Genomic DNA, 19,174 nt, shown 5'->3' with positions numbered 1-19,174 from the left:
TCCGTTGACGCGGTGCGGATGGTGCCACGCAGCGGCGCGAGTAGTATTTGCGCCGACTGCGCATGCGCCGTGCGCGCGGCGACTTCGTCTGCCCTGCCGGAGGATGTCATGTCGTACCGCACCGTACTCGCCATCGCGATCGTCACAGCCTTCGCCATACCGTCCGTGCGCGCCGCCGACACCAAGGACTGGCCGAGTTACAACCGCACGCTGACCTCCGAGCGCTACACCCCGTTGGACGCGATCAACACGAAGAACGTGCAGGACCTCAAGGTGCTGTGCAGCTACGACAGCGGCGAGCAGACCGGTTTCCAGACCGGTCTCGTGCAGGTCGACGGCGCGTTGTTCGCGACGACCGAGCACGACACGTTCTCGATCGACCCGAACACCTGCACGCAGAACTGGCGCGCGCACGAGGAGTTCGCGTCCGGCCTGCTCAAGGTCAACCGTGGCCTCGCCTGGCTCGACGGCCGCGTCTACCGCGGCACCGCCGACGGCCGTGTGCTCGCCTACGACGCGAAGAGCGGCCAGCGCCTGTGGGCGACCACGATCGCCGACGCGGCGAAAGGCGAATCGGTGCCGGCCGCGCCGATCGCGTGGAATGGCCTGGTCTTCGTCGGCAACGCCGGCAGCGACAACAAGGGCGTCAAGGGCCGCATGTATGCGCTCGACGCGAAGGACGGACGCATCGTCTGGGAGTTCTACATGGTGCCGAAGGGCGAAGGCGATTTCGCGCGCGGCCCGCAGGCGCCGAATCCGCCCGCCGAAGCGGCGGCCTCCTGGAAGACCGCGGAAGGGTTCCCGATCACCGGCGGCGCGACCTGGACCTCGTACACGCTCGATCCCGCCAGCGGCCTGCTGTACGTCCCCAGCGGCAACCCCGCACCGAACTTCGCAAAGGAGCACCGCGCCGGCGACAACCTCTTCACCAGTTCGATCGTCGTGCTCGACGCGAAGACCGGTGCGTATCAACGCCATTTCCAGCTGGTCAAGCGCGACTTCCACGACTGGGACGCATCAACCGCGCCGGTGCTGTTCACCAGCAAAGGCAAGCGCAAGCTGATGGCCGCCGCACCGAAGGACGGCCAACTGCATGTGATCGATCTCGACTCGGGCAAGGTGCTCTACAGCAAGCCGATGACGCGCACGTTCAACACCGATGCGCCAATCACCGCGGAAGGCACGCGCTTCTGCCCAGGTTCGCAAGGCGGCGCGGAATGGAACGGTCCCGCCTACGACCCCGCCCTCAACCTGGTCTTCACCGGCGAGGTCGACTGGTGCGTGACCGTGCATGCGGCGACGGCGGATGCGATCTCCGGTTCACCGATCGGACAACCCTGGAGTGGTTCGCCGGATGGCTTCGGCAAGATGGACGACACCTCGAAATGGGCCGGCTGGATGACGGCGACCGATGCCGACACCGGCAAGCGGCATTGGCAATTCAAGGCGCCGTTCCCGCTGATGGGCGGCATCACCCCGACCGCCGGCGGCGTGCTGTTCTTCGGCGACATGGGCGGCACCTTCTATGCGTTCGACGCTGCGAGCGGCAAGAAGCTCTGGTCCACCGAGCTCGGCGGCGCGATCGCCGGCGGCGTGATCAGCTACGACACCGGCGCCGGTCAGCGCGTGGCGGTCGCGGCCGGCATGACCTCGCCGATCTGGCCGACGCCGAAGGTCAACGGCAAGATCGTGGTGCTCGGGTTGTAGACACGCCTCTCCACACCGGGCAGGTCGACGCCTCAGAGTTTGGTCCTTGCCGAGGCGTCGGCAACGAGACGTATCGCCGCATCGCGCTCGGTGCTCTGTTCTGACGGGATTCCGGCTAACGACGCCTCGGCCTCGGCGCGAAGTCGATGCGCGGCGGCCTTGTCGCCGAGCGAGTCGTCGACGCGCGCGAGGTCGGTCGCAGCCCGCACGATGAGTGCAGCCGCATTCGGTTCAATCGCCCTGGCCGCCGCAAGAGCGCTTTCAAATTGCGGCTTTGCTTCGTCGTCGCGATCAAGGCTTTGCAGAATTTCGCCGAACAGGAGGCGCGCTCGGGTCGCCTTGTCGGAACCCCTATCCGCCAACGCGGTATACGTTGCGACGGCCTCTCCGGCGCGCACGGCCGCGGCCTCGCGATTGCCTAGTGCCGCCATAAGTCTGGCTTCGACAGTCAGCGCGAATGCGATGTCCGGATGCGCATCGCGATGCCGCCGCCGCGCTTCCGCAAGCGCCTCGTCGACAAGCATCCGAGCTTCGTCGAAGCGCCCGCGCTCGATAAGGATTTCAGCGAGGCACGCGCGATCGTAGTTGCGGCCGTTGTCGCCATAGTCCGCGCCCAGCAGGCGTTGTTTGCGCTCGATCGCATCGCGGAAGCCGACCTCCGCTTCGGCGTAGGCTCCCTGGCTGAACCGGATGCGTGCCAGATTGCCGAGGCTCACCGCCTCGGTGAGTGCCGCCGCCGGCGCGAGTGCCCGATCGAGTGCAATCGACTTTGCGTAGAAAGCGCTCGCTTCGCCGAGCTTGCCTTCGAGTGCGAGCACGTTCGCAAGATCGTTGAGATGCCAGGTGACATGCGGGTGCGGACGCGTGTACGCGCTCGCGTCGATGTCGAGCGCGTCGCGCATGAGCTGCTCGCTCTGGCCGTAGCGGCCGCGCCGGTTCAACGCCCAGCTCAGAATCGTCATCACGTCGGCGACGTCGGCATGCCGTGCGCCGAGCTGGCTGCGCTTGCGCGCGAGCGCTTCGCGCAGCAACGGCTCTGCGCGGTCGGCGTGGCCTGCATCCGTGAAGATCCAGCCGAGATTCAATATGGCCTCGGTCAGCGCGTTGCTGTCGTTCGGCAGCACGCGGCGCGCCAGCGCCAGCGCGTTTGCGCCGACATCGATCGCCTTTGCCGATTCGCCGATGCGCTCATTGAGACCTGCAAGCCACGCCAGCGCCTGCACTTCCTCCTGCGATCCCCGGTTCGGGCCCGAGTCGAATGCTTCGACTGCGCTTTGCAACCGCGACGTCGCATCGCGAACGCGGCCAAGCTCGTCGGCTTCCTTCGCGATCAGATATTCGACGTGCAGCGTGCGCCGATCCGTCGCGCCAAATTGCGCCTTGGCCAGCGCCGCGGCCGCTTCGAGAGGTTGTTGCGCGCGGTCTGGATGACCGCTGCGGCGTTCGAGATCGCCGACCAGCGCGAGAATCTCGACGCGCAGCGCCGGCTGCATCGCGAAATCGCGATCGGCCCGCTCGCGACCACGCGCGAGCAGCTCTTCGGCGGTTTCGCTGGTCTTCGTTCCGGGCGATGCACTTTCGAACAGGCCTTCGAGGAACGACTTGACCGCATCCGCACGCTGCGCCTCCGCTTCGGCAACCAGCGCCTGCGCGCGCACGTTTTGGGCCGCGCGATGGGCAAGATGCGTCTCATGCAGGCTGACAGTCGTCGCGCCGACGAGGATTGCGGTGCTTGCCGCGCCAGCGGCGACTGCCAATGCATGCCGTTTCGCGAACGTGAGAACCCGATACGAGAACGTGTCCGCGCGGGCCCGCAGTGGCTTGCCCTCCAGGTGGCGCTCGATGTCGTCGCGCAGCGCGGCAGCCGTCGCATAGCGGCGGATGGGATCGAGCTGTGTCGCTTGGCACACGATCGCATGGAGATCGGGACCCAGTTTCCGTCGCAACGTCGCATCGTCGAACGCACGCGTATCCACCCCGGCGCGATCGACCGTATCGTGATCGACGACAGCCGCATCGATTGCGCGATCGTCGGCACGGAGCGGTCGCACGCCGCCGAGCAGCTCGGCCAGCAACACACCGAGCGCATAAACGTCGATCGCGGTCGTCGCGGCGCCGCCGGCGAGCTGTTCGGGCGCAGCGTACGTGCGCGTCAGGCGCCGCGCCTCGGTGCGCGTCTCCTCGCCTTCACCGGTCAGCAGCTTGGCGATGCCGAAATCGACGAGTTTGACGCAACCGTCGGCGCTGACGAGCACGTTGCCCGGCTTCAAATCGCGATGCACGATCAGATTGCGGTGCGCGTGCTCGACCGCCGCGCAGACATCGATGAACAGCGCGAGACGCTCGCGTGCGCCGAGGCCGCGCCGCTCGCAATGCGCGATGAGGTTGTCACCGGAGACGAATTCGAGCGCGAGAAATGGCGTGCCAGCCGAGGTGAATCCCGCGTCCAGCAATTGCGCGATGTGCGGATGCTGCAGCCGCGCGAGGATGCGCTGCTCGCGCAGGAAGCGCCGGCGCTCATCGGGATCGTGCACGTCGATGCGCAACAGCTTGAGCGCGACAGTTTGCGAACCGCCGGGCAGTTCGCGCTCGGCTTCGAATACGCTGGCCATGCCCCCGGCACCGACGAAGCGCAGCACGCGGTAGCCGGAAACGGACGGCAGCGTATCGGGAAGGTCGTCAGCGAGCGCCGGCAACCATTGCGCGACGCCTCGTTCGAGCATCTCGATGTCGGGCGCGTTGTCGAGCGCTTGCGTGACAAGTGCGCGCAGGGTCGCGGCTTCGCATTGCCCGCGCAGCCAATCGGTCCGTTCGGCAGCAGGGACGTCGAACAGCCGGTCGAGCAGCGGTTCGATCTCGTGCCAACGTTGGGCGAAGTCGACGATCATCAGTGGTGCGTGTTCCGTTCCTGCATCCTTGATGACGCAGTCGAGCCGCCGGCATCGAAATCATGTCACCTGTCCGACATCAGGCAGCCGGACAGGAACGTGCGCGCTTTCAGCCAGTCGCGCTCGACCGTGCGGGCATTGACGCCGGTGATCTCGGCGATTTCCCGACTCGAAAGTTCGGCGAACAGTCGCAGCTCCGCGACGCGCCCAAGCCGCTGATCCAACGCAGCGAGCTTGTTCAGCGCCTCATCGAGCGCGAGCACGTCGACGAATTCCGATCTCGCCTCTCCCGCCGTCATCTCAGATGACTGACGTTTCTGCGCGTTCTTCCGTCGCGCGTGATCGATCAGGATATGCCGCATCACTCGGCTCATGTACGCATACAAGTGCGCGCGATCGGAAAACGTGACGCCGTTCTGCCTGGCCAGCGTCAGATAGGCCTCGTGGACCAGCGCCGTCGTCTCGAGCGTATGAGCGCCTTCGCGCACGCGCTGGCGGCGCGCGAGTTGACGCAGCGACGCGTAGATCCTCGGAATCAGCGCATCCACCGCCGCGGAGTCGCCGCGCGCGGCACGCTCTAGAAATTCCGTGATGTCGGGCCCGGCACTCATCTGCGCACCTAGTCTAACAACCGCGGTCGGCGCGGCGCGTCGGCGCGTGTCGGTACCGACAGCGTTTTTTCGCTGTAGTGGGAGATGGCGAAGTTCCGGAACGGCAGCCGCCTGCGGAACGCCATCGCACTCTCTTTCAATGAAGGATTGAAGCCATGTCGAATCATCGCGTTTCGTGCAGCCGGATTGCGCAGGCAGCCGCCCTCTTCACCCTCGCGCTCGCCGGGTCCGCCGGCGCTGCGGCTCCGGAGCCCGAAGCCGGCGCAGATGTTGTCGCACACTACACATATCAGACGTTCGATTATCCGGGTGCGTCGGCGACGATCATCTGGGGCATCAACGATTTCGGCGAACTGGCCGGCCAATACAGCATGAACGGTCTTCCGCCTCATGCGATGGTCTATCGCGACGGTCGCTTCGAGTCGCTCGACCCGGACGGCTTGTTCGGCAACAACTTCAGCGCCGCCGGCGGCCCCAACGAACTCGGCACGATCTTCGGCGCCTATGCCGACGCATCGAAGCGGCAGCATGGTTTCGTGCTCCAGTGGGGTCAGGTCGAGACGGTCGACTTTCCGGGCCACCTCAACTCGAATGTGGATGGCGTCAGTCTCTTCGGCGCGATAGCCGGCGTGTACTGGGATGCCGACGGGGTTTTTCACGGGGTGTTGCGCCACCATGGGCACGATACGCCGATCGACGTCGCCGGCGCGCGCGACACGTATCCGCTTGGCATCAGCGGCGACGGCGAGATCGTCGGCTATTGGGACACCAATCCTCGCGAGGTGCACGGCTTCTATCGCGGCGTGAACGGAAAAATTTCGCCGATCGAAGTACCGACCGCGGGACCGGGCGGCACCGTCGCATTCGCGATCAACGACGTCGGTCAGATCGCCGGCTACTATGTCGACACGTCGGGGCTCTTTCACGGCTTCATCGAGACGTACGGACAATTCCAGACGCTCGACGTACCCGGTGCGAAGGTGACGCTCGCGACCACCGTCAACAATTTCGGCATGGTCGCCGGCGAATACTTCGACGCAGCCGGTAAACGGCACGGGTTCGTCGCAACGCCGTGGTGACCATGCGATAGAACCCAACGACGGCAAAGGCTTCGCTCCGTCGCGGAGCCTTTGCCCATTCAGCAACGGAACGATTCAGCCTCTGCGTTTTTGAGCCGGCGTTTGACGCGTGCGGTCGACGGACGTGTCAACTTGCACGGCGTTCCGAACGGGACGCTTCGGGGTCGCCGGCAGAATCGGTTTGCGGCAACGTCTAGGCTATGCTGCAGCAGGATCAGACCGGTCCACCGCATCGCGGTTGAGGAACCCGCGACTCTCGCGAATCACCGAGCAGCTGACTGATAGACGATGACCGACATCCGACCTGCACTGTGGCCAGACGACCTGGAGAATGTGCGCACCCTGTTCCACGAGTACGCCGGAACCTTGGGCGTCGACTTGGAGTTCCAGGGCTTTGAAGCTGAAGTTGCCGAATTGCCCGGCAAATACTCGACACCGGCTGGGCGTCTCCTTCTCGCGTGGCGCGGCACCGAGGCAGTCGGCTGCATCGGCCTGCGTCCGCTCGATGGCCAGACATGCGAGATGAAGCGTCTCTACGTGCGACCACAAGCGCGCGGTGAACAGCTAGGACGTCGATTGGTCATGCGCATTCGTGAAGAGGCCAACGCGGCCGGCTACTCGCGCATCTGCTTGGACACGCTTCCGACCATGACATCGGCGCAACGGTTGTATGAATCGCTGGGCTTCAAGCCGGTTGCGCCCTATGTCTTCAATCCCATTGAAGGCACCCGGTTCCTGGCTCTTGATCTTTAGCGACCACCGGGACGATAGCTGTCCGCTTTGGGTTGCGGATTCAACCGCCGGATGCTGCCCTTCGGGTGCACTCTGACGATCGCCAGCGGGACGTGATCAGCGCCGGCGCGCCGATGCGCCTCGACCGCAACCGTGATCACAACTGTCCAGCACTCGCGGCACGCCGCTCGATCAGCCACAGCAGCATGATGGCCGCGAGCCATGCCATGAAGAACGGCCAGCGCGGCAGCGGGATCGATCGCGTCGCGATGTCGGTGCGAGCGTTCGCAGCGCCGAGCAGTGCGTGTGTTGCGCGCGCGCTTTCGGCGACGGCCAGTGCGCGCGCCTCGTCGGCGGCGCGCACGTGGAACGGCCAGTGTGCGCCGGCGGAAACCAGCGTCTGCCAACCGGTTTGCGCCGGCCAGTACGCAGCGCAACCGCGTTGCGTGGCGTCGCGTTCGACGATCAGCGCGACTTTTTCGCCATGCGCCGTTTCGATCATCGCATCCGGCGCGAGGCCGCACAGCACCAATCGTTCATCGATACGCGCGTCCGCCGGGAGATCAGGCATGCGCTTGCCGCGCGCTCGCGCGAGCGTCGCCAGTGTCTCGCTCCACAAGGTTGCAAGGCGCGTGCGGTCGCCGCCGAGGCCGAGCCGCCAGCTGTCGACGAGCCACCACAACGCGACGCGGCCCTGGCCTTGCGCGCGCCACAGCGCGAGTGGCGTGCCGTCGTCGGCGCGCAGCAGCGGCGCTGCATCGGTGGCATCGACGTCGAGCGCACGGCGCGCGAACGTGAGCCCGGAGTCGCCGAGATCCAGCGCCTTGTCGAGCGACACCGCGGTCGCGGCATCGCGCGCCTGCGCGCGAAACCCGAGTGCGGCCCAGTCAGCTGCGACCGGTGCGGCGATCGGCCCGGTCACGCGCAGCAGCAGGCCGAATCCATCACGCACCGCCACGGTCAACGCCTCCTTCTGCGCCGCGCCGAATGCGGCCCAGGCGCGCTCGTCGACGATCGCGATGTCGGCCTTGCGCAGTGCGTCGACATCGAGTGCGGCCGCGCCTTCGGTCAACGCGACGCCTTCGCTCAAGCCCATGCGGCTGTCGAGCTGCACGCCGGCATCGATCGCCCAGCGGCGCAGGTATTTGAGTTCCGGATCCGGTGCGCCGGCGAACAGCAGCACGTTCAATGGTTCGCCACGCCGCGCGACCAGCGGCACCTGAATGTCTTCGACGTGCGCGCCGCCGCGATCGAGCACGCGCAACGCAAACAAGGCCTCGCCCTCGCCTTTGGCCCGCGTGCTCAGCGCGAACCGGCCGTCGGCCCCGAGCGCATGGCTCGCGACGACCGCGCCGGATGGATCGCGCAGTTCGACGCGCCCCTCCGCGACCGCCTCGACTCTCCCTGCAAGGCGCCACGCGCTGCCCGCGCGTACAGCGGTCGGCATATCCAGCTCGACCACGCCGCGCGGCAGCGGCGCAGCGTCGAAGCTCGCGACCAGCGTACGCGCCGCATCGCGATCACGCGTCGGCAAACCGCCGCCGACGATACGCAAGCGACGGTTGTCCGGGTGTCGGCGCAGGGCCGTACCGAGGTCCGGCACGCGCTCGATGCCGCTGCGCTCGAGCGCGCCTGGCAGGGCGACCACGGTCGCCGCCGTGCTCACTGCATCGAGTTGTGCCGCCGTCGTGCCCGGTGTCAGCACGACCAGTTCACCCGCTGCGAATGGCTCGCGTGTCGACGGCGGAAACAGGCACAGATACAGCAGCGCGGCCGTGGCGATCTGCAGCGCAATCCGCGTGAGCCGATAGCGACCCGCACCACGCACGACGCGCGCGCAGCCGAGCAACGCGCCGGCAGCGAGCAGGATCGCGACGATCGACGCGCCGTTCATCGTGCCTCGCCGTGTGCTGCGGCATCGCGCAGCGCGTCGAGATAGGCCCGCCCGGCGGCATCCGGTGTCGCGCGCGGCGCGGTGCCGGCGGCTGGCACCGGCAGCAGCGGCCAGAGCAGGCGACCGAGTTGCGCGCGGCAGTCGGCGCAGGCCGGATCGCGGCGCGCGGTGTCGAGCGCCGCGAGTACACCGAGCGCATCCGGCAGCGTGGCCTCGTGGGCGTGGATCCAGGTTTCCGCCGCATTCCAGTCCGGCGTGCCGCCGTCAGCGAGCGTGCGCCAGAGTTCGGCGATCGTCATGTCGCCGGCCTCGGCGGTGCCCAGCGTGCCGGTGCGATCGATGAGCCCCTTGCGGTCGCCGGAAAGGCGCCGCGTCTCGTCCGGTGCCGGCAGTTCGAGGCCGACGCGCGCAAGGTAGATGCGCGTCGACTGCTGCACCTGCTTGATGAACTCGAGCGCGCGATGCTCGTACGGCAGCGCCTCATCCGGCCGGCCCTGGCGCAGGTGCAACTCGGCCTGCCACATCTCGGCGAGTGCGGACTTCAGCGTCGCCTTGGTGTCCGGATCGAGCAGGGTCGCCGCCTCGGCGATGTCATGCACGTGGCCGTACTCGGCGAGCGTATTGCCTTCTTCGCCGAATTTCGTCGATGTCGATGTGGGCAGCTCGCGCTCCTGCGCCTCGTGGGCAGCGGCCAGCGCGTCAGCCTGCGTGGGCCTTCCCGCGTCGTGCGCCGCATGCGGCGACTCCTGCATCTGTTCGGCATGCGTCTCGGACTCCTCGCCGAGGAACTGGCCGTAGCGCAGGCGCAGGATCTTCTGGTCGACGCCGAGCGCGTCCGAACGCGCCAGGAATTTCGTGTCGTCGAGGGACGGCTTGTCGGCGAGCAGCGCCTCGCTGTCGATGATGATCTGGCGCTGGCTGCGGAAGTACGCCGGCATCGTCTTCTGCACGATACCTTCCAGGCCCGCGCTTTCGCTCGATGCGTCGACCGGCCAGCGCAGGATGAAACTCGCACTGCGCGTGGTATTCGGCGTCGGTTCGCGGTTGTCGCCGACCGCGATGCGCACGATCACGTCGTCGCCCATGGATAAACCGAGAGCCGCCAGGTCCAAGCGATATGAATACCGCACCGTCACGGGCGGCTCGCGACCGTCCCTCTCCCGCATCGCGGGAGAGGGGGGGACCGTCTGCGGCGCAGACGGTGGGGTGAGGGCCGGAGTCAACGCGACCGTCTTCTCCTTGAACGCAATGTTCTCGCCGGTGCCCTGCGCGAGCGTGATCGAGAGATCGGCGCGCGCGATCGCGTAGTCGTCGCTGGCCTCGAAGGCGAGATCCCAGGTCTTCTGCTGCGCCTCGAGCAGGGTCAGGGTTTTCGCGGGCTGGATCACACGGATCTCCGGCGGCTGGTCCGCGATGGCGTCGAGCCGGTACAGGCGGTCATCGGCCAGCGCCGGCACGCCATCGAGCGCAATGCGATACAGCGACGATGTGGTCAGCACACGCTCGCCGATCCAGTCCGCTCCATCGCTGACCAGCGCGACGCGGCTGCCGTCGTGGAACTGCAGCGTCACTGCCTGCGGCAGCGGATCGAAGCGCAATCGCCAGCGCAGGTGCGCGCCCTCCGGCGCCTTCGTCTCGAGCGCGGCCTCGCTGCGCGCAGGAACCCGTGTGTAGGCCGGCGCCTCGATCGCGAGCTCGGCGTGCGCGATCGCGGTGGCGTTCTTCCGCTCCGACGCGCGCGGGCTGTCGCTCGCCGCACTCGTGCCGTGTTCGCGTGCCGGCCATGCCACGGCGAGTGCGAGGATCACGAGTGCGAGCAGCGCGCTCGCCGCGAACGCGCGCGCGGGCCACGCGGGGCGAAGGTCGGCGGTGAATCCCGCGAAGCGCGTGCGCAATCGCGCCTGCTGCAGGCGCTGCAGGTTCGAAAGAGCCGCCTCGCGATCGAACAGCAGCGCTGCACTGTCTTCCATCACGGGTGAAGCCGAATCGAGACGACGCGCGATCCAGGTGTCGTCGATGCTGCGCGATGCGCGCCGTGCGAGCGCGACCAGCGCCACGGCACCGGCGAGCGCGGCAGCGCTCGCGAAACCTGTGCCGGCAGTGCGCGCGGCCAGTACGATCAGCGCAGCGACGGGCGCTGCCGCGCAACCCAGCGCGATCGCCAGCCGGCGCCGCGACGCGGCATGCCGGATCGCCTCGATGCGCTCCTCGACGCTCACGCGGAAGTCTCCGCACGCGGCTGTGTCGCGACGATGCGCTCCACGAGGAACAGCACCGCAATCAGCAGGGCCAACCAGGCATCCAACGAACGCGCTCCATCGAGCGAATGCATGGCCGTCGTCACCGCCGTGACGTGACGGGGCTGCAACGACTCGGCCGGCGAGCGTGTCGGCGCCACCGCAGGTCCTTGCAACGCGGCCAGCAGGCGCTCCGGAAAATCCGGATCGAGCAGGATCGGCACGGCGGTCGGTGTCAGCGCACCCGGCAACGCAAGCACGCGCCCCTGCCCGGATGGCACGATGCGCGCGAGCGCGTCGCCGCGGGCATCGCTCCAGATCACCTCGCCAGCGGTTGCGGTGTGATTGGTCAGGAGTGCCACACCCCCGCGGTCGATCCTCGCGGAAACCTCGGGCGGCGTCTGCGGCGCCAACCAGGCCAGCCAGCGAGTGTCATCGGGAATCGGCACGTTCAGCGGTTGCGCGTCGAGCACGTAGCGGTCGGGCTCACGCGCATTCCATGCCGCGACGGCCGCGCGCAGATAGGTGAGTGAAACCTGTGCCTCAGGCGCGTAGCGCACCGCGAATTGGACGGGCGCCGTCGGCGCGGCGGTTTCGCTCGCGGCCATGCGGCCCGGCACGACACGCCAGTCGATCGCATGCGCGAGGTGGGGTCGTTCACCGTCGAGGCCGGCCAGTTCTTCCGGCACGACAACGGTCAGCGCGGTGCCCCCCTGTTCCGCATCGAGTTCGCGCAGCAGACTGGCGAGCGGGACGTCGCCGGGCGATGGTGTGCTGTCCAGCGCCGGAAAACCGGCGCTAAGCCAATGCCAGTCCGCGTTGACGCCCGTCACGGCGGCCTGTGCAGCGGAGCGGTCGACGCCGGGCGCGACGACGATCCACGGCTTCGCCGGCCGCGTCGCCTCGATGAGGATCGGTCGCGCCAACAGCAACGCCAGCAGCGCCAGCAGCGCAATGCGCACCAGCAGCAGCCACGGTCGCTCGAACCGGATACGCCGGCGCGGTCGCACACGTTCGGAAATCCAGCGCAACGCCGCGAACTCGGTGGTGGTCAGCTCGATGCGCCGGACCAGATGGATCAGGATCGGCAACGCGAGCGCAGTCAGCGCGGCGAGGCCGAGTGGCGCGAGCAGCGCGAAGTTCATTTCTCTCCTGCCGCCGGAGGAGACCGGCGCCGTTCGTCACGATCGGTTTGATCTTCAGAACTGTGACTGCGCTTCGAGCCCTCTCCCCCAGGCGCTGCCTGGGGGAGAGGGTTGGGTGAGGGGGCGGGGCCATGACGATCCGCATCGCCGCGATATTCGCGAAAGTCCTCAACCTGCGAGCCTGTATGGCCCTGATGACGTGCAATGCCTTGCTCCGCATGCAGTCCCCGCCCCCTCACCCCAGCCCTCTCCCCCAACGATGAGGCCGTTGGAGGAGAGGGAGACAAGCCTGCACCGAACAAGCGGCGCAATGGAGCGTCCAACGGTTCGTCGAGTACATGTTCGGTGTGGCGGATGCCACGCACCGCGAGACGCCGCGCGAGCTCCGCGCGCGCGCCGGCGAAGCGTTCAAGGAAGTCCTTGCGCGCGGCACTGGCATCGACGCGACGCTCGACCTTGGATTCCGGATCGAGGAAGCGATGGCCACCGGTGAACGGGAAATCACGCTCGTCGGCGCCGAGCAATTGCACGGTCAACACCTCACGGCGCGCAGCGGCGAGGCGCTCCGCGAGCGCGACCGCCGCCTCGTCGAAGAAGTCGGAAAAGAACAGCACCAGCGCGTTCGCCGCGATGCGCTCCCAGAGCGGACGCAGCGAGGCCGCGTCGGGCCAGCCTCCGGCGCACCGCAGGCGCGCGAGTTCGAGCAGGCAGCGATCGCGCTGGCGCGCTCCGGCCGAAGCGGGGAGCGCCAGCGGCGCATCACCACCGAGCGCGATCACGCCGAAGCGGTCGCCCTGGCGCACGGCGAGTTCGATCACGCACGCGGCCAGCGCCTTGGCCGCATCGAGCTTGCTGAAATCCTTGCGCGCGACGTCGGACTGGTGCATCGACGCGGTCGCATCGAGGATCAGCCACACGGTCAGCGGACTGTCGCGCTCGGCTTCGCGCACGAAGTAGCGGTCCGAGCGCGCATACAGCTTCCAGTCGATGCGGCGTGGCTCATCACCGGGCTCGTAGGCGCGGTATTGTGCGAATTCGAGGCCGGCGCCGCGGCTGCGGCTGGCGTGCTGGCCGAGGCCATCGCCGCCGGCGCCGCTGCGCGCGACCAGGTGCAGGTCGCGCAGGCGCGCGCGCACCTCGGGCGGGATGAGTTCGGTCGCGCTCACGCGGAGGATGGCTGCGGACCGCGGGCATCGTGCTGGCGTCCGATGCGACCGAGATGCGTGTAGCCGAAGCCGGCGGAATACTTGAGTCCGTAGCCGAGTGTGCGGTCGAAGCCGATGTGCGCGGCCCAGATCAAAGCGGTGGCCATCAGCACAGGCGACGCGAAGGTCACGCCGGCAATGCCACAGACCACCACGCCGATGTAGGAATGCGCGGCGTTGTAGCACGCCGCGCCGACATGCGCGCCGGCGAGATAGCCGAAGAACGACAAGTCCGGCGCCAGGAAGAACAGCGCGAACGTGCCCCAGCCGAACCCGGAACGGGCATACATCAGCACGGCTGCGACGAGCACACACAACGCTTCGGCGCGCAGCAGCAGGCGCACGCCACCGGTGGTTTCACCCATCATCAGATCACCTCGGCGCTGAAAAGATCACGTGGGAAACGGCAGTGCCCGCAGCAGCGCGGTCACGACATCGTCACTGCTGCGCTGCTCGGCCTCGGCCGCGAACGAGAGCAGCAGGCGATGGCGCAGCACCGGCGCCGCGAGTGCCTTCACATCGTCGCGCGTCGCCGCGAAGCGACCATGGATCAACGCGCGCGCCTTCGCGGCAAGCACGAGCGACTGGCCGGCACGCGGACCGGCGCCCCAGCGCACCCATTCGCGCACCTCGGCGACGTCGCTGGTTTGCGGGCGCGTGGCGCGCACCAGACGCGTGATCCACGCGAGCACGTCATCGCCGACGTGCACCTCCCGCGTGAGCTTCTGCAGCGCAATGACTTCGTCGCCGTTCATCACCGGATCGATGCGACCGCTGGCGCTGCCCGTGGTTTGCGCGAGGATGGCGCGCTCTTCGGATTCATCGGGATAATCGACGCGGATATGCAGCAGGAAGCGGTCGAGCTGCGCTTCGGGCAGCGGATAGGTGCCGGCTTGTTCGAGCGGATTCTGCGTGGCCAGCACGAAGAACGGGCGCGGCAGGTTGTGCGTGGTGCCGGCGTAGCTGATCGTGCGTTCCTGCATCGCCTCGAGCAACGCGGACTGCGTCTTCGGCGGCGTGCGGTTGAGTTCGTCGGCAAGCAGCAGGTTCGTGAACACCGGACCCTGCTGGAACTTGAAATAGCGCTTGCCGGTGCCGTGGTCTTCCTCGAGGATCTCGGTGCCGATGATGTCGCTCGGCATCAAGTCCGGCGTGAACTGGATGCGATGGAAGTCGAGCGCGAGTGCCTGCCCGAGCGAACGCACCAATAGCGTCTTGCCGAGGCCGGGCACGCCTTCAAGCAGGCAATGACCGCCGGCGAGCAGGGCGATCAGCAACTGCTCGACGACGTCGTGCTGGCCGACGATGACTTTGGCGATGGCGTCGCGCAGCGCGCTGAGCTTGTCAAGCTGCGAATGCACGGATTCTTCAGTCGCTACATCATTCATTACGATTCCCTGGTTTCAATTCGTCGTTCCGGCGCAAGCCGGAACCCAGCGGCTCTCGACGGCCAAGACGCTGGGTCCCGGCGTACGCCGGGACGACGGAATTTGAGGCTACGCCGTCAGCGCATAGATCACGACATTGACCGCGAACTTCGTGTTGTCCTCGGCGAGGAAGCGCTTGTTGCGCCAGTCGTAATCCCATTCGCAGCCATAGTCCTTGTTGCTGTAGAGCACGCCGAGGCGGCCGTCGATCTCGATGCCTTTCAGGTATTCATGGACGAGGTCGTCGCCCCAGCCGTTGAGTTCGAAGGCGGTGTTCGGCGGTCCGTCGAACTTGAAGAAACTGTCGAAGATCGGGTGTTTCTTCGGAAGCTTCTGCAACGCACCGTCGCCGAAGATCGACACCATCTCACGCTCGAATGACTTCGCGAACAGGCCGTCGATATCGTGGTTGCAGTCGTCGACCAGCACGAAGCCGCCGTTGCGCACGTAGCGCTCGAAGTTGCGGCGCTCGTCCGGATTGAACTCGACCAGCTTGTGTCCGGCCATGTAGCAGAACGGCTGGGTCAGCATGCGCCGGTCGGAAAGCGGCAGCACTCTTTCCTTCGGGTCGACGCGCAACGTCGTGTACTGGATCAGCGCGTCGAGCAGGTTCGACGGCATGCGCTGGTCGACATCCCAGTCGCCGGATTCGTACATCAGGCGCGTGAACCAGAAGTCGTACGCAGCCTCGTCCGCATGCACGGTTTTCGCCAGCGGCGCGAGCAGCGCGCCGGTGCTGCCGGCGAGCATGAGACGGAGGAATTCGGAGCGGGTCATGGCTCGAGCTTCCTCTCCCCCAACGGTTTCATCGTTGGGGAGAGGGTTGGGGTGAGGGGGCGGAGGGCGGGCGAAGGCGGGACATTGGATACGGAACGATTCATTCAGATGCCGTGCGCATCGACAAAATTCGGCACTGCGAACGACCGACTCTCGCCCCCTCACCCAACCCTCTCCCCCGAACGAGTTCGGGGGAGAGGGCTTTTCTCAGACCGCGTCGGACAACGACGTGAACGTGAAATCGCGGATCTTCATCGGCGGGATCATCATCACGAACGGCGACTCGTCGTCGCCGACGCGCACCGGCTTGCCGATCTCCTCGATGTTGTTGAGCATGATCGCGGGCGACTCGTTGAAGCGGAAGTTCTTGATCGGGTACTTGATCTCGCCGTTCTCGATGTAGAACGTGCCGTCGCGCGTGAGGCCGGTCAGCAGCACGGTCTGCGGATCGACCATGCGGATGTACCAGGTGCGCGTGACCAGCACGCCCTTCTTGGTGCCCTTGACCAGGTCCATCGTCGATTTGTCGCCGCCGACCATGATCAGGTTGCCGGGCTGGCCGATCGCTTTCTTGCCCTGCTTCTGCGCCCAGTAGCGCGAATAGTGCAGGTAGTCGATCTTGCCCTGGGTGACGATCGAAGTGCGCTCGCGGGCAAGGCCGTCGTTGTCCCACGGCAGCACCGCGGCATCCACGTCCCACGGATCGGCATGGATCGACACGCGTTCGTCGAACAGCTTCTCGCCGAGCTTGTTGCCGCCGCCCTTCTTGGACAGGAAGCTGCGGCCCTCGTCGGCCTGGCGCGCGTCGAAGCCGAACATCATGAACGAGATCAGGCCCGCGGTCGCGGCCGGCTCCATGATCACGGTGTACTTGCCGGGCTCGAGCGCCTTCGCGTCGACCGAACCCTTGGCCTTGCGGATGGCCGTCTGGATGTCGCTCTTCGCGTCGAACTTCGACACATCGGCGAGGTTGCGCGCGACCCAGCCCGAGCCGTGGCCGTCATCGGTGCGCACCGTGCAGGTGAAGTCCATGCCGGTCGACTTCTGATAGCCGAAGTTGCCCTTGCTGTTCGCGATCGCGGAGAAATTCTGCGTATCGGAGAAGAAGCCGGCGGCGACCAGCTTGTCCTTGCGGCACGGCTCGATGCACGCGGCCGCGACCTGCGCGCGGTATTCCGGCGTGACCGCGGCGGTCTTGTCCAGGAACGTGTTGCTGGCCTTGTAGGCCTGCTTCTCGATCGCCGGCACGAACTCGGGGTTGTCCGGCGCGAGCTTGGCGAGTTCCTCGGCGCGGCGCACGACGTTTTCCAGTGACGTGTCGTCGAAGGTGTTGATCGTGGCGGTGCCGGTCTTCTTGCCGAACGCGACTTCGACCGCGAGGTCGGCGTCGCTGACATAACCGCTGGTCGACACGCTGTTCAGCGCGTAGCGGATGTTGCCGCCGTTCGATCCGCTCAGCGTCGCGCTGCACTGGTCGGCCTTCGACAGCTTGATGACCTTGTCGAGGATCGCCTTGGCTTGTTCTTCGGTGTACATGCTCATGGATGATTTCTCCGCGCCGCTCAGCCGAGGCTGCGTGCCGTGTTGATGACGTTGGCGCCGTTGAAGCGCGCCGTGCTCGAGCCGTGCGAGACGGCGGAGACCTGACCGGGCTGGCCCTTGCCGTCGAAGAACGAACCGCCGAAGCGGTAGTCGCCCTCGTCACAGACCGCGGCGCAGGAGTTCCAGAATTCCGGCGTGCGGATCTGGTAAGCGACGTCCTCGAGCGGCTGCGTGACCTTGCCGTTCTTGATCTCGTAGAACAGCTGGCCGCCGAACTGCGCGTTGTAGCGCTGCTGGTCGATCGAGAACGAGCCGTCGCCGATGATGTAGATGCCGTTCTCGATGTTCTTGATCATCTCCGCGGGCGCGAGCTTGTCCTTGCCCGGCGCCAGCGAGACGTTGGCCATGCGCTGGAACTGCACGCTCGACCACGAATCGGCATAGCAGCAACCCTGCGACTCCTTGAGGCCGAGGATGTGCGCCTGGTCGCGGATCACCTGGTAGTTGACCAGCGTGCCGTCCTTGATCAGGTCCCAGCGCTGTGTCTTGATGCCCTCGTCGTCGTAGCCGACCGCACCGAGCGTACCCTTCTGCACCTTGTCGGCGAAGATCGTGACCTTGTCGCTGCCGTACTTGAACTTGTCCTTGAGCTTGTCCATCGTCGCGAAGCTGGTGCCGGCGTAGTTCGCCTCGTAGCCGAGCACGCGGTCGAGCTCGAGCGGATGGCCGACCGACTCGTGGATGGTCAGCCACAGGTGCGAGGGGTCGAGCATCAGGTCGTACTTGCCGGGCTTGACCGACTGCGCGGTCAGCTTCTCCTTGGCCTGCTTGGCGGCCGCGATCGCATCGGCCTTCATGTCATAGGAGTCGCGGTAGACCACCGCGCCACCCGGCAGCTCGATCCTGTCGGCGGCTTTCGCATCGAGGTATTCGAAACCCATGCCGCGCGGCGCGGAAAGGCCGGCGCGGGTGCGGAACTTGCCGGTCTTCTGGTCGACCGCGGTCACATGCATCGGCGCCCAGATGCGATGCACGTCCTGGTCGATGTAGGAGCCGTCGGTCGAGGCGAAGTACTTCTGCTCGTTGACCAGGAACAGGATCGAGTTGATGAAGCTCGCGCCGGCCTGCATCGCGGCCGCGTTGACGCCGAGCAGCAGGTCGACCTTGTCCTTGATCGGCACTTCCATCGCGTTCTTCACGATCGGCGTCGCCCATGACACTTCGCCGACACCCTTGGTCGGCGCGAGTTGCACCGGCTCGGTGCGCAGGCGCGCATTCGCCTTCGCGATCGCGACCGCCTGCGCCGCCGCCTTGGCGATGGCGTCGCTGGACAGGTCGCTGGTCGCCGCGAAGCCCCAGGCGCCCTTCGCGATCACACGGATGCCGATGCCGGTCGATTCCGTGTTGACGACGTTCTGCACCTTGTCCTCGCGCGTGATCACGAACTGGCGCAGGTAGCGGCCGATGCGCACGTCGCAGTAGCTCGCTCCGCTGGATTTGGCGGCCTGCAGCGCGACGTCGGCGAGGCGCTTCTTGGTCGCCACGTCGATCTTGGTGAGCAGCGCTTCGGCCGCGATCGCGCGGCCGCAGATCGCGGGAATCACCAGGCTGCCGAGGCCGGCGCCGGTGATCTTGAGAAAATCTCGTCTGTCCATCAGTCCACTCCCGAGGTTCGGTTCTTCATGAAATGCGCAAGGCGTCACCCGATCTTGTCGGAAGCCTGCGCGATTCGTCACGTGACAAATGGCATGGTCGCATCCGCCCCTCCGGGCGGATGCGGGTGAGGCAGGATGCCAAACGGCGGCGCTCCACGGAGGATGCTTGTACCGACCTCGCGCGCCCTCAGGGCGACCGCGGAGGAGGCATGGATGCCGACTGGGAGGCGCTCCATGGATGGATCCTCGCAAAACACTGACACTGCCCCTCAGGG

General features: G+C 66.7%; 13 protein-coding genes and 1 pseudogene. 3 read left to right on the top strand and 11 right to left on the bottom strand.

Translation table 11 applies throughout. The features are described 5' to 3' along the window. The first annotated feature begins 108 nt into the window (after positions 1-108). Positions 109-1,707, top strand: a complete 1,599-nt coding sequence (locus ABD002_RS10855) for a pyrroloquinoline quinone-dependent dehydrogenase (protein ID WP_343790847.1) — start codon at positions 109-111, stop codon at positions 1,705-1,707. 32 nt (positions 1,708-1,739) lie between these two features. Here the strand turns inward: ABD002_RS10855 and ABD002_RS10850 are convergent, their stop codons facing one another. Further along, entirely contained in the window at positions 1,740-4,595 is a 2,856-nt protein-coding gene (locus tag ABD002_RS10850; protein WP_343790844.1) for a protein kinase domain-containing protein, read from the bottom strand. A gap of 65 nt (positions 4,596-4,660) precedes the next feature. Beyond that, positions 4,661-5,206, bottom strand: a complete 546-nt coding sequence (locus ABD002_RS10845) for an ECF-type sigma factor (RefSeq protein ID WP_343790841.1) — start codon at positions 5,204-5,206, stop codon at positions 4,661-4,663. Between the two features lie 155 nt (positions 5,207-5,361). On the opposite strand from ABD002_RS10845, the gene ABD002_RS10840 reads away from it, so the two are divergent. Together ABD002_RS10840 and ABD002_RS10835 are read left to right on the top strand one after the other, a co-directional pair. Further along, positions 5,362-6,285 (top strand): hypothetical protein, encoded by a 924-nt coding sequence (locus tag ABD002_RS10840; RefSeq protein ID WP_343790838.1) that lies wholly within the window; start codon positions 5,362-5,364, stop codon positions 6,283-6,285. A 288-nt stretch (positions 6,286-6,573) separates the two neighbouring features. Then, positions 6,574-7,038, top strand: a complete 465-nt coding sequence (locus ABD002_RS10835; protein ID WP_343790836.1) for a GNAT family N-acetyltransferase — start codon at positions 6,574-6,576, stop codon at positions 7,036-7,038. Positions 7,039-7,174: 136 nt separating this feature from the next. Here the strand turns inward: ABD002_RS10835 and ABD002_RS10830 are convergent, their stop codons facing one another. The 9 genes and pseudogenes from ABD002_RS10830 to ABD002_RS10790 form a co-directional block, all read right to left on the bottom strand. Further along, a complete protein-coding gene (locus ABD002_RS10830; RefSeq protein WP_343790834.1) occupies positions 7,175-8,911 on the bottom strand; it encodes a hypothetical protein in 1,737 nt (578 codons plus the stop codon). Then, on the bottom strand, positions 8,908-11,130 hold the full coding sequence (locus ABD002_RS10825; protein ID WP_343790831.1) for a hypothetical protein: 2,223 nt from the start codon (positions 11,128-11,130) through the stop codon (positions 8,908-8,910). The genes ABD002_RS10830 and ABD002_RS10825 overlap by 4 nt, the downstream gene beginning before the upstream one ends. Beyond that, positions 11,127-12,293 (bottom strand): BatA domain-containing protein, encoded by a 1,167-nt coding sequence (locus tag ABD002_RS10820; RefSeq protein WP_343790828.1) that lies wholly within the window; start codon positions 12,291-12,293, stop codon positions 11,127-11,129. Before ABD002_RS10820 ends, ABD002_RS10825 begins: the two co-directional genes overlap by 4 nt. Before the next feature lie 287 nt (positions 12,294-12,580). Further along, positions 12,581-13,468, bottom strand: a pseudogene (locus ABD002_RS10815) (DUF58 domain-containing protein); the annotation flags it as partial. Beyond that, a complete protein-coding gene (locus tag ABD002_RS10810; RefSeq protein WP_343790826.1) occupies positions 13,456-13,866 on the bottom strand; it encodes a DUF4260 domain-containing protein in 411 nt (136 codons plus the stop codon). The gene ABD002_RS10810 and the pseudogene ABD002_RS10815, both read right to left, overlap by 13 nt. A 24-nt stretch (positions 13,867-13,890) precedes the next feature. After that, the gene (locus tag ABD002_RS10805) at positions 13,891-14,886 is read right to left on the bottom strand and encodes an AAA family ATPase (protein WP_343790823.1); all 996 of its coding nucleotides are present in this window, start codon (positions 14,884-14,886) and stop codon (positions 13,891-13,893) included. Positions 14,887-14,994: 108 nt separating this feature from the next. Next, a complete protein-coding gene (locus ABD002_RS10800) occupies positions 14,995-15,702 on the bottom strand; it encodes a DUF4159 domain-containing protein (RefSeq protein ID WP_343790820.1) in 708 nt (235 codons plus the stop codon). Between the two features lie 207 nt (positions 15,703-15,909). Further along, complete coding sequence (locus ABD002_RS10795) at positions 15,910-17,244, bottom strand: TldD/PmbA family protein (protein ID WP_343790817.1); 1,335 nt, start codon at positions 17,242-17,244, stop codon at positions 15,910-15,912. A 20-nt stretch (positions 17,245-17,264) separates the two neighbouring features. Further along, on the bottom strand, positions 17,265-18,899 hold the full coding sequence (locus ABD002_RS10790; protein ID WP_343790814.1) for a TldD/PmbA family protein: 1,635 nt from the start codon (positions 18,897-18,899) through the stop codon (positions 17,265-17,267). Between the last annotated feature and the right edge of the window lie 275 nt (positions 18,900-19,174).

It is taken from the genome of Dokdonella soli (genome assembly GCF_039523175.1).
Taxonomy (GTDB): Bacteria; Pseudomonadota; Gammaproteobacteria; order Xanthomonadales; family Rhodanobacteraceae; genus Dokdonella_A; species Dokdonella_A soli.
This window is presented reverse-complemented; position numbering and strand designations above follow the sequence as displayed.

Excerpts from the sequence above, each read along its gene's own strand:
- ABD002_RS10855 (WP_343790847.1), top strand. The coding sequence starts at position 109 with ATGTCGTACCGCACCGTACTCGCCATCGCGATCGTCACAGCCTTCGCC.
- ABD002_RS10850 (WP_343790844.1), bottom strand. The coding sequence starts at position 4,595 with ATGATCGTCGACTTCGCCCAACGTTGGCACGAGATCGAACCGCTGCTC.
- ABD002_RS10845 (WP_343790841.1), bottom strand. The coding sequence starts at position 5,206 with ATGAGTGCCGGGCCCGACATCACGGAATTTCTAGAGCGTGCCGCGCGC.
- ABD002_RS10840 (WP_343790838.1), top strand. The coding sequence starts at position 5,362 with ATGTCGAATCATCGCGTTTCGTGCAGCCGGATTGCGCAGGCAGCCGCC.
- ABD002_RS10835 (WP_343790836.1), top strand. The coding sequence starts at position 6,574 with ATGACCGACATCCGACCTGCACTGTGGCCAGACGACCTGGAGAATGTG.
- ABD002_RS10830 (WP_343790834.1), bottom strand. The coding sequence starts at position 8,911 with ATGAACGGCGCGTCGATCGTCGCGATCCTGCTCGCTGCCGGCGCGTTG.
- ABD002_RS10820 (WP_343790828.1), bottom strand. The coding sequence starts at position 12,293 with ATGAACTTCGCGCTGCTCGCGCCACTCGGCCTCGCCGCGCTGACTGCG.
- ABD002_RS10810 (WP_343790826.1), bottom strand. The coding sequence starts at position 13,866 with ATGATGGGTGAAACCACCGGTGGCGTGCGCCTGCTGCTGCGCGCCGAA.
- ABD002_RS10805 (WP_343790823.1), bottom strand. The coding sequence starts at position 14,886 with ATGAATGATGTAGCGACTGAAGAATCCGTGCATTCGCAGCTTGACAAG.
- ABD002_RS10800 (WP_343790820.1), bottom strand. The coding sequence starts at position 15,702 with ATGACCCGCTCCGAATTCCTCCGTCTCATGCTCGCCGGCAGCACCGGC.
- ABD002_RS10795 (WP_343790817.1), bottom strand. The coding sequence starts at position 17,244 with ATGAGCATGTACACCGAAGAACAAGCCAAGGCGATCCTCGACAAGGTC.
- ABD002_RS10790 (WP_343790814.1), bottom strand. The coding sequence starts at position 18,899 with ATGGACAGACGAGATTTTCTCAAGATCACCGGCGCCGGCCTCGGCAGC.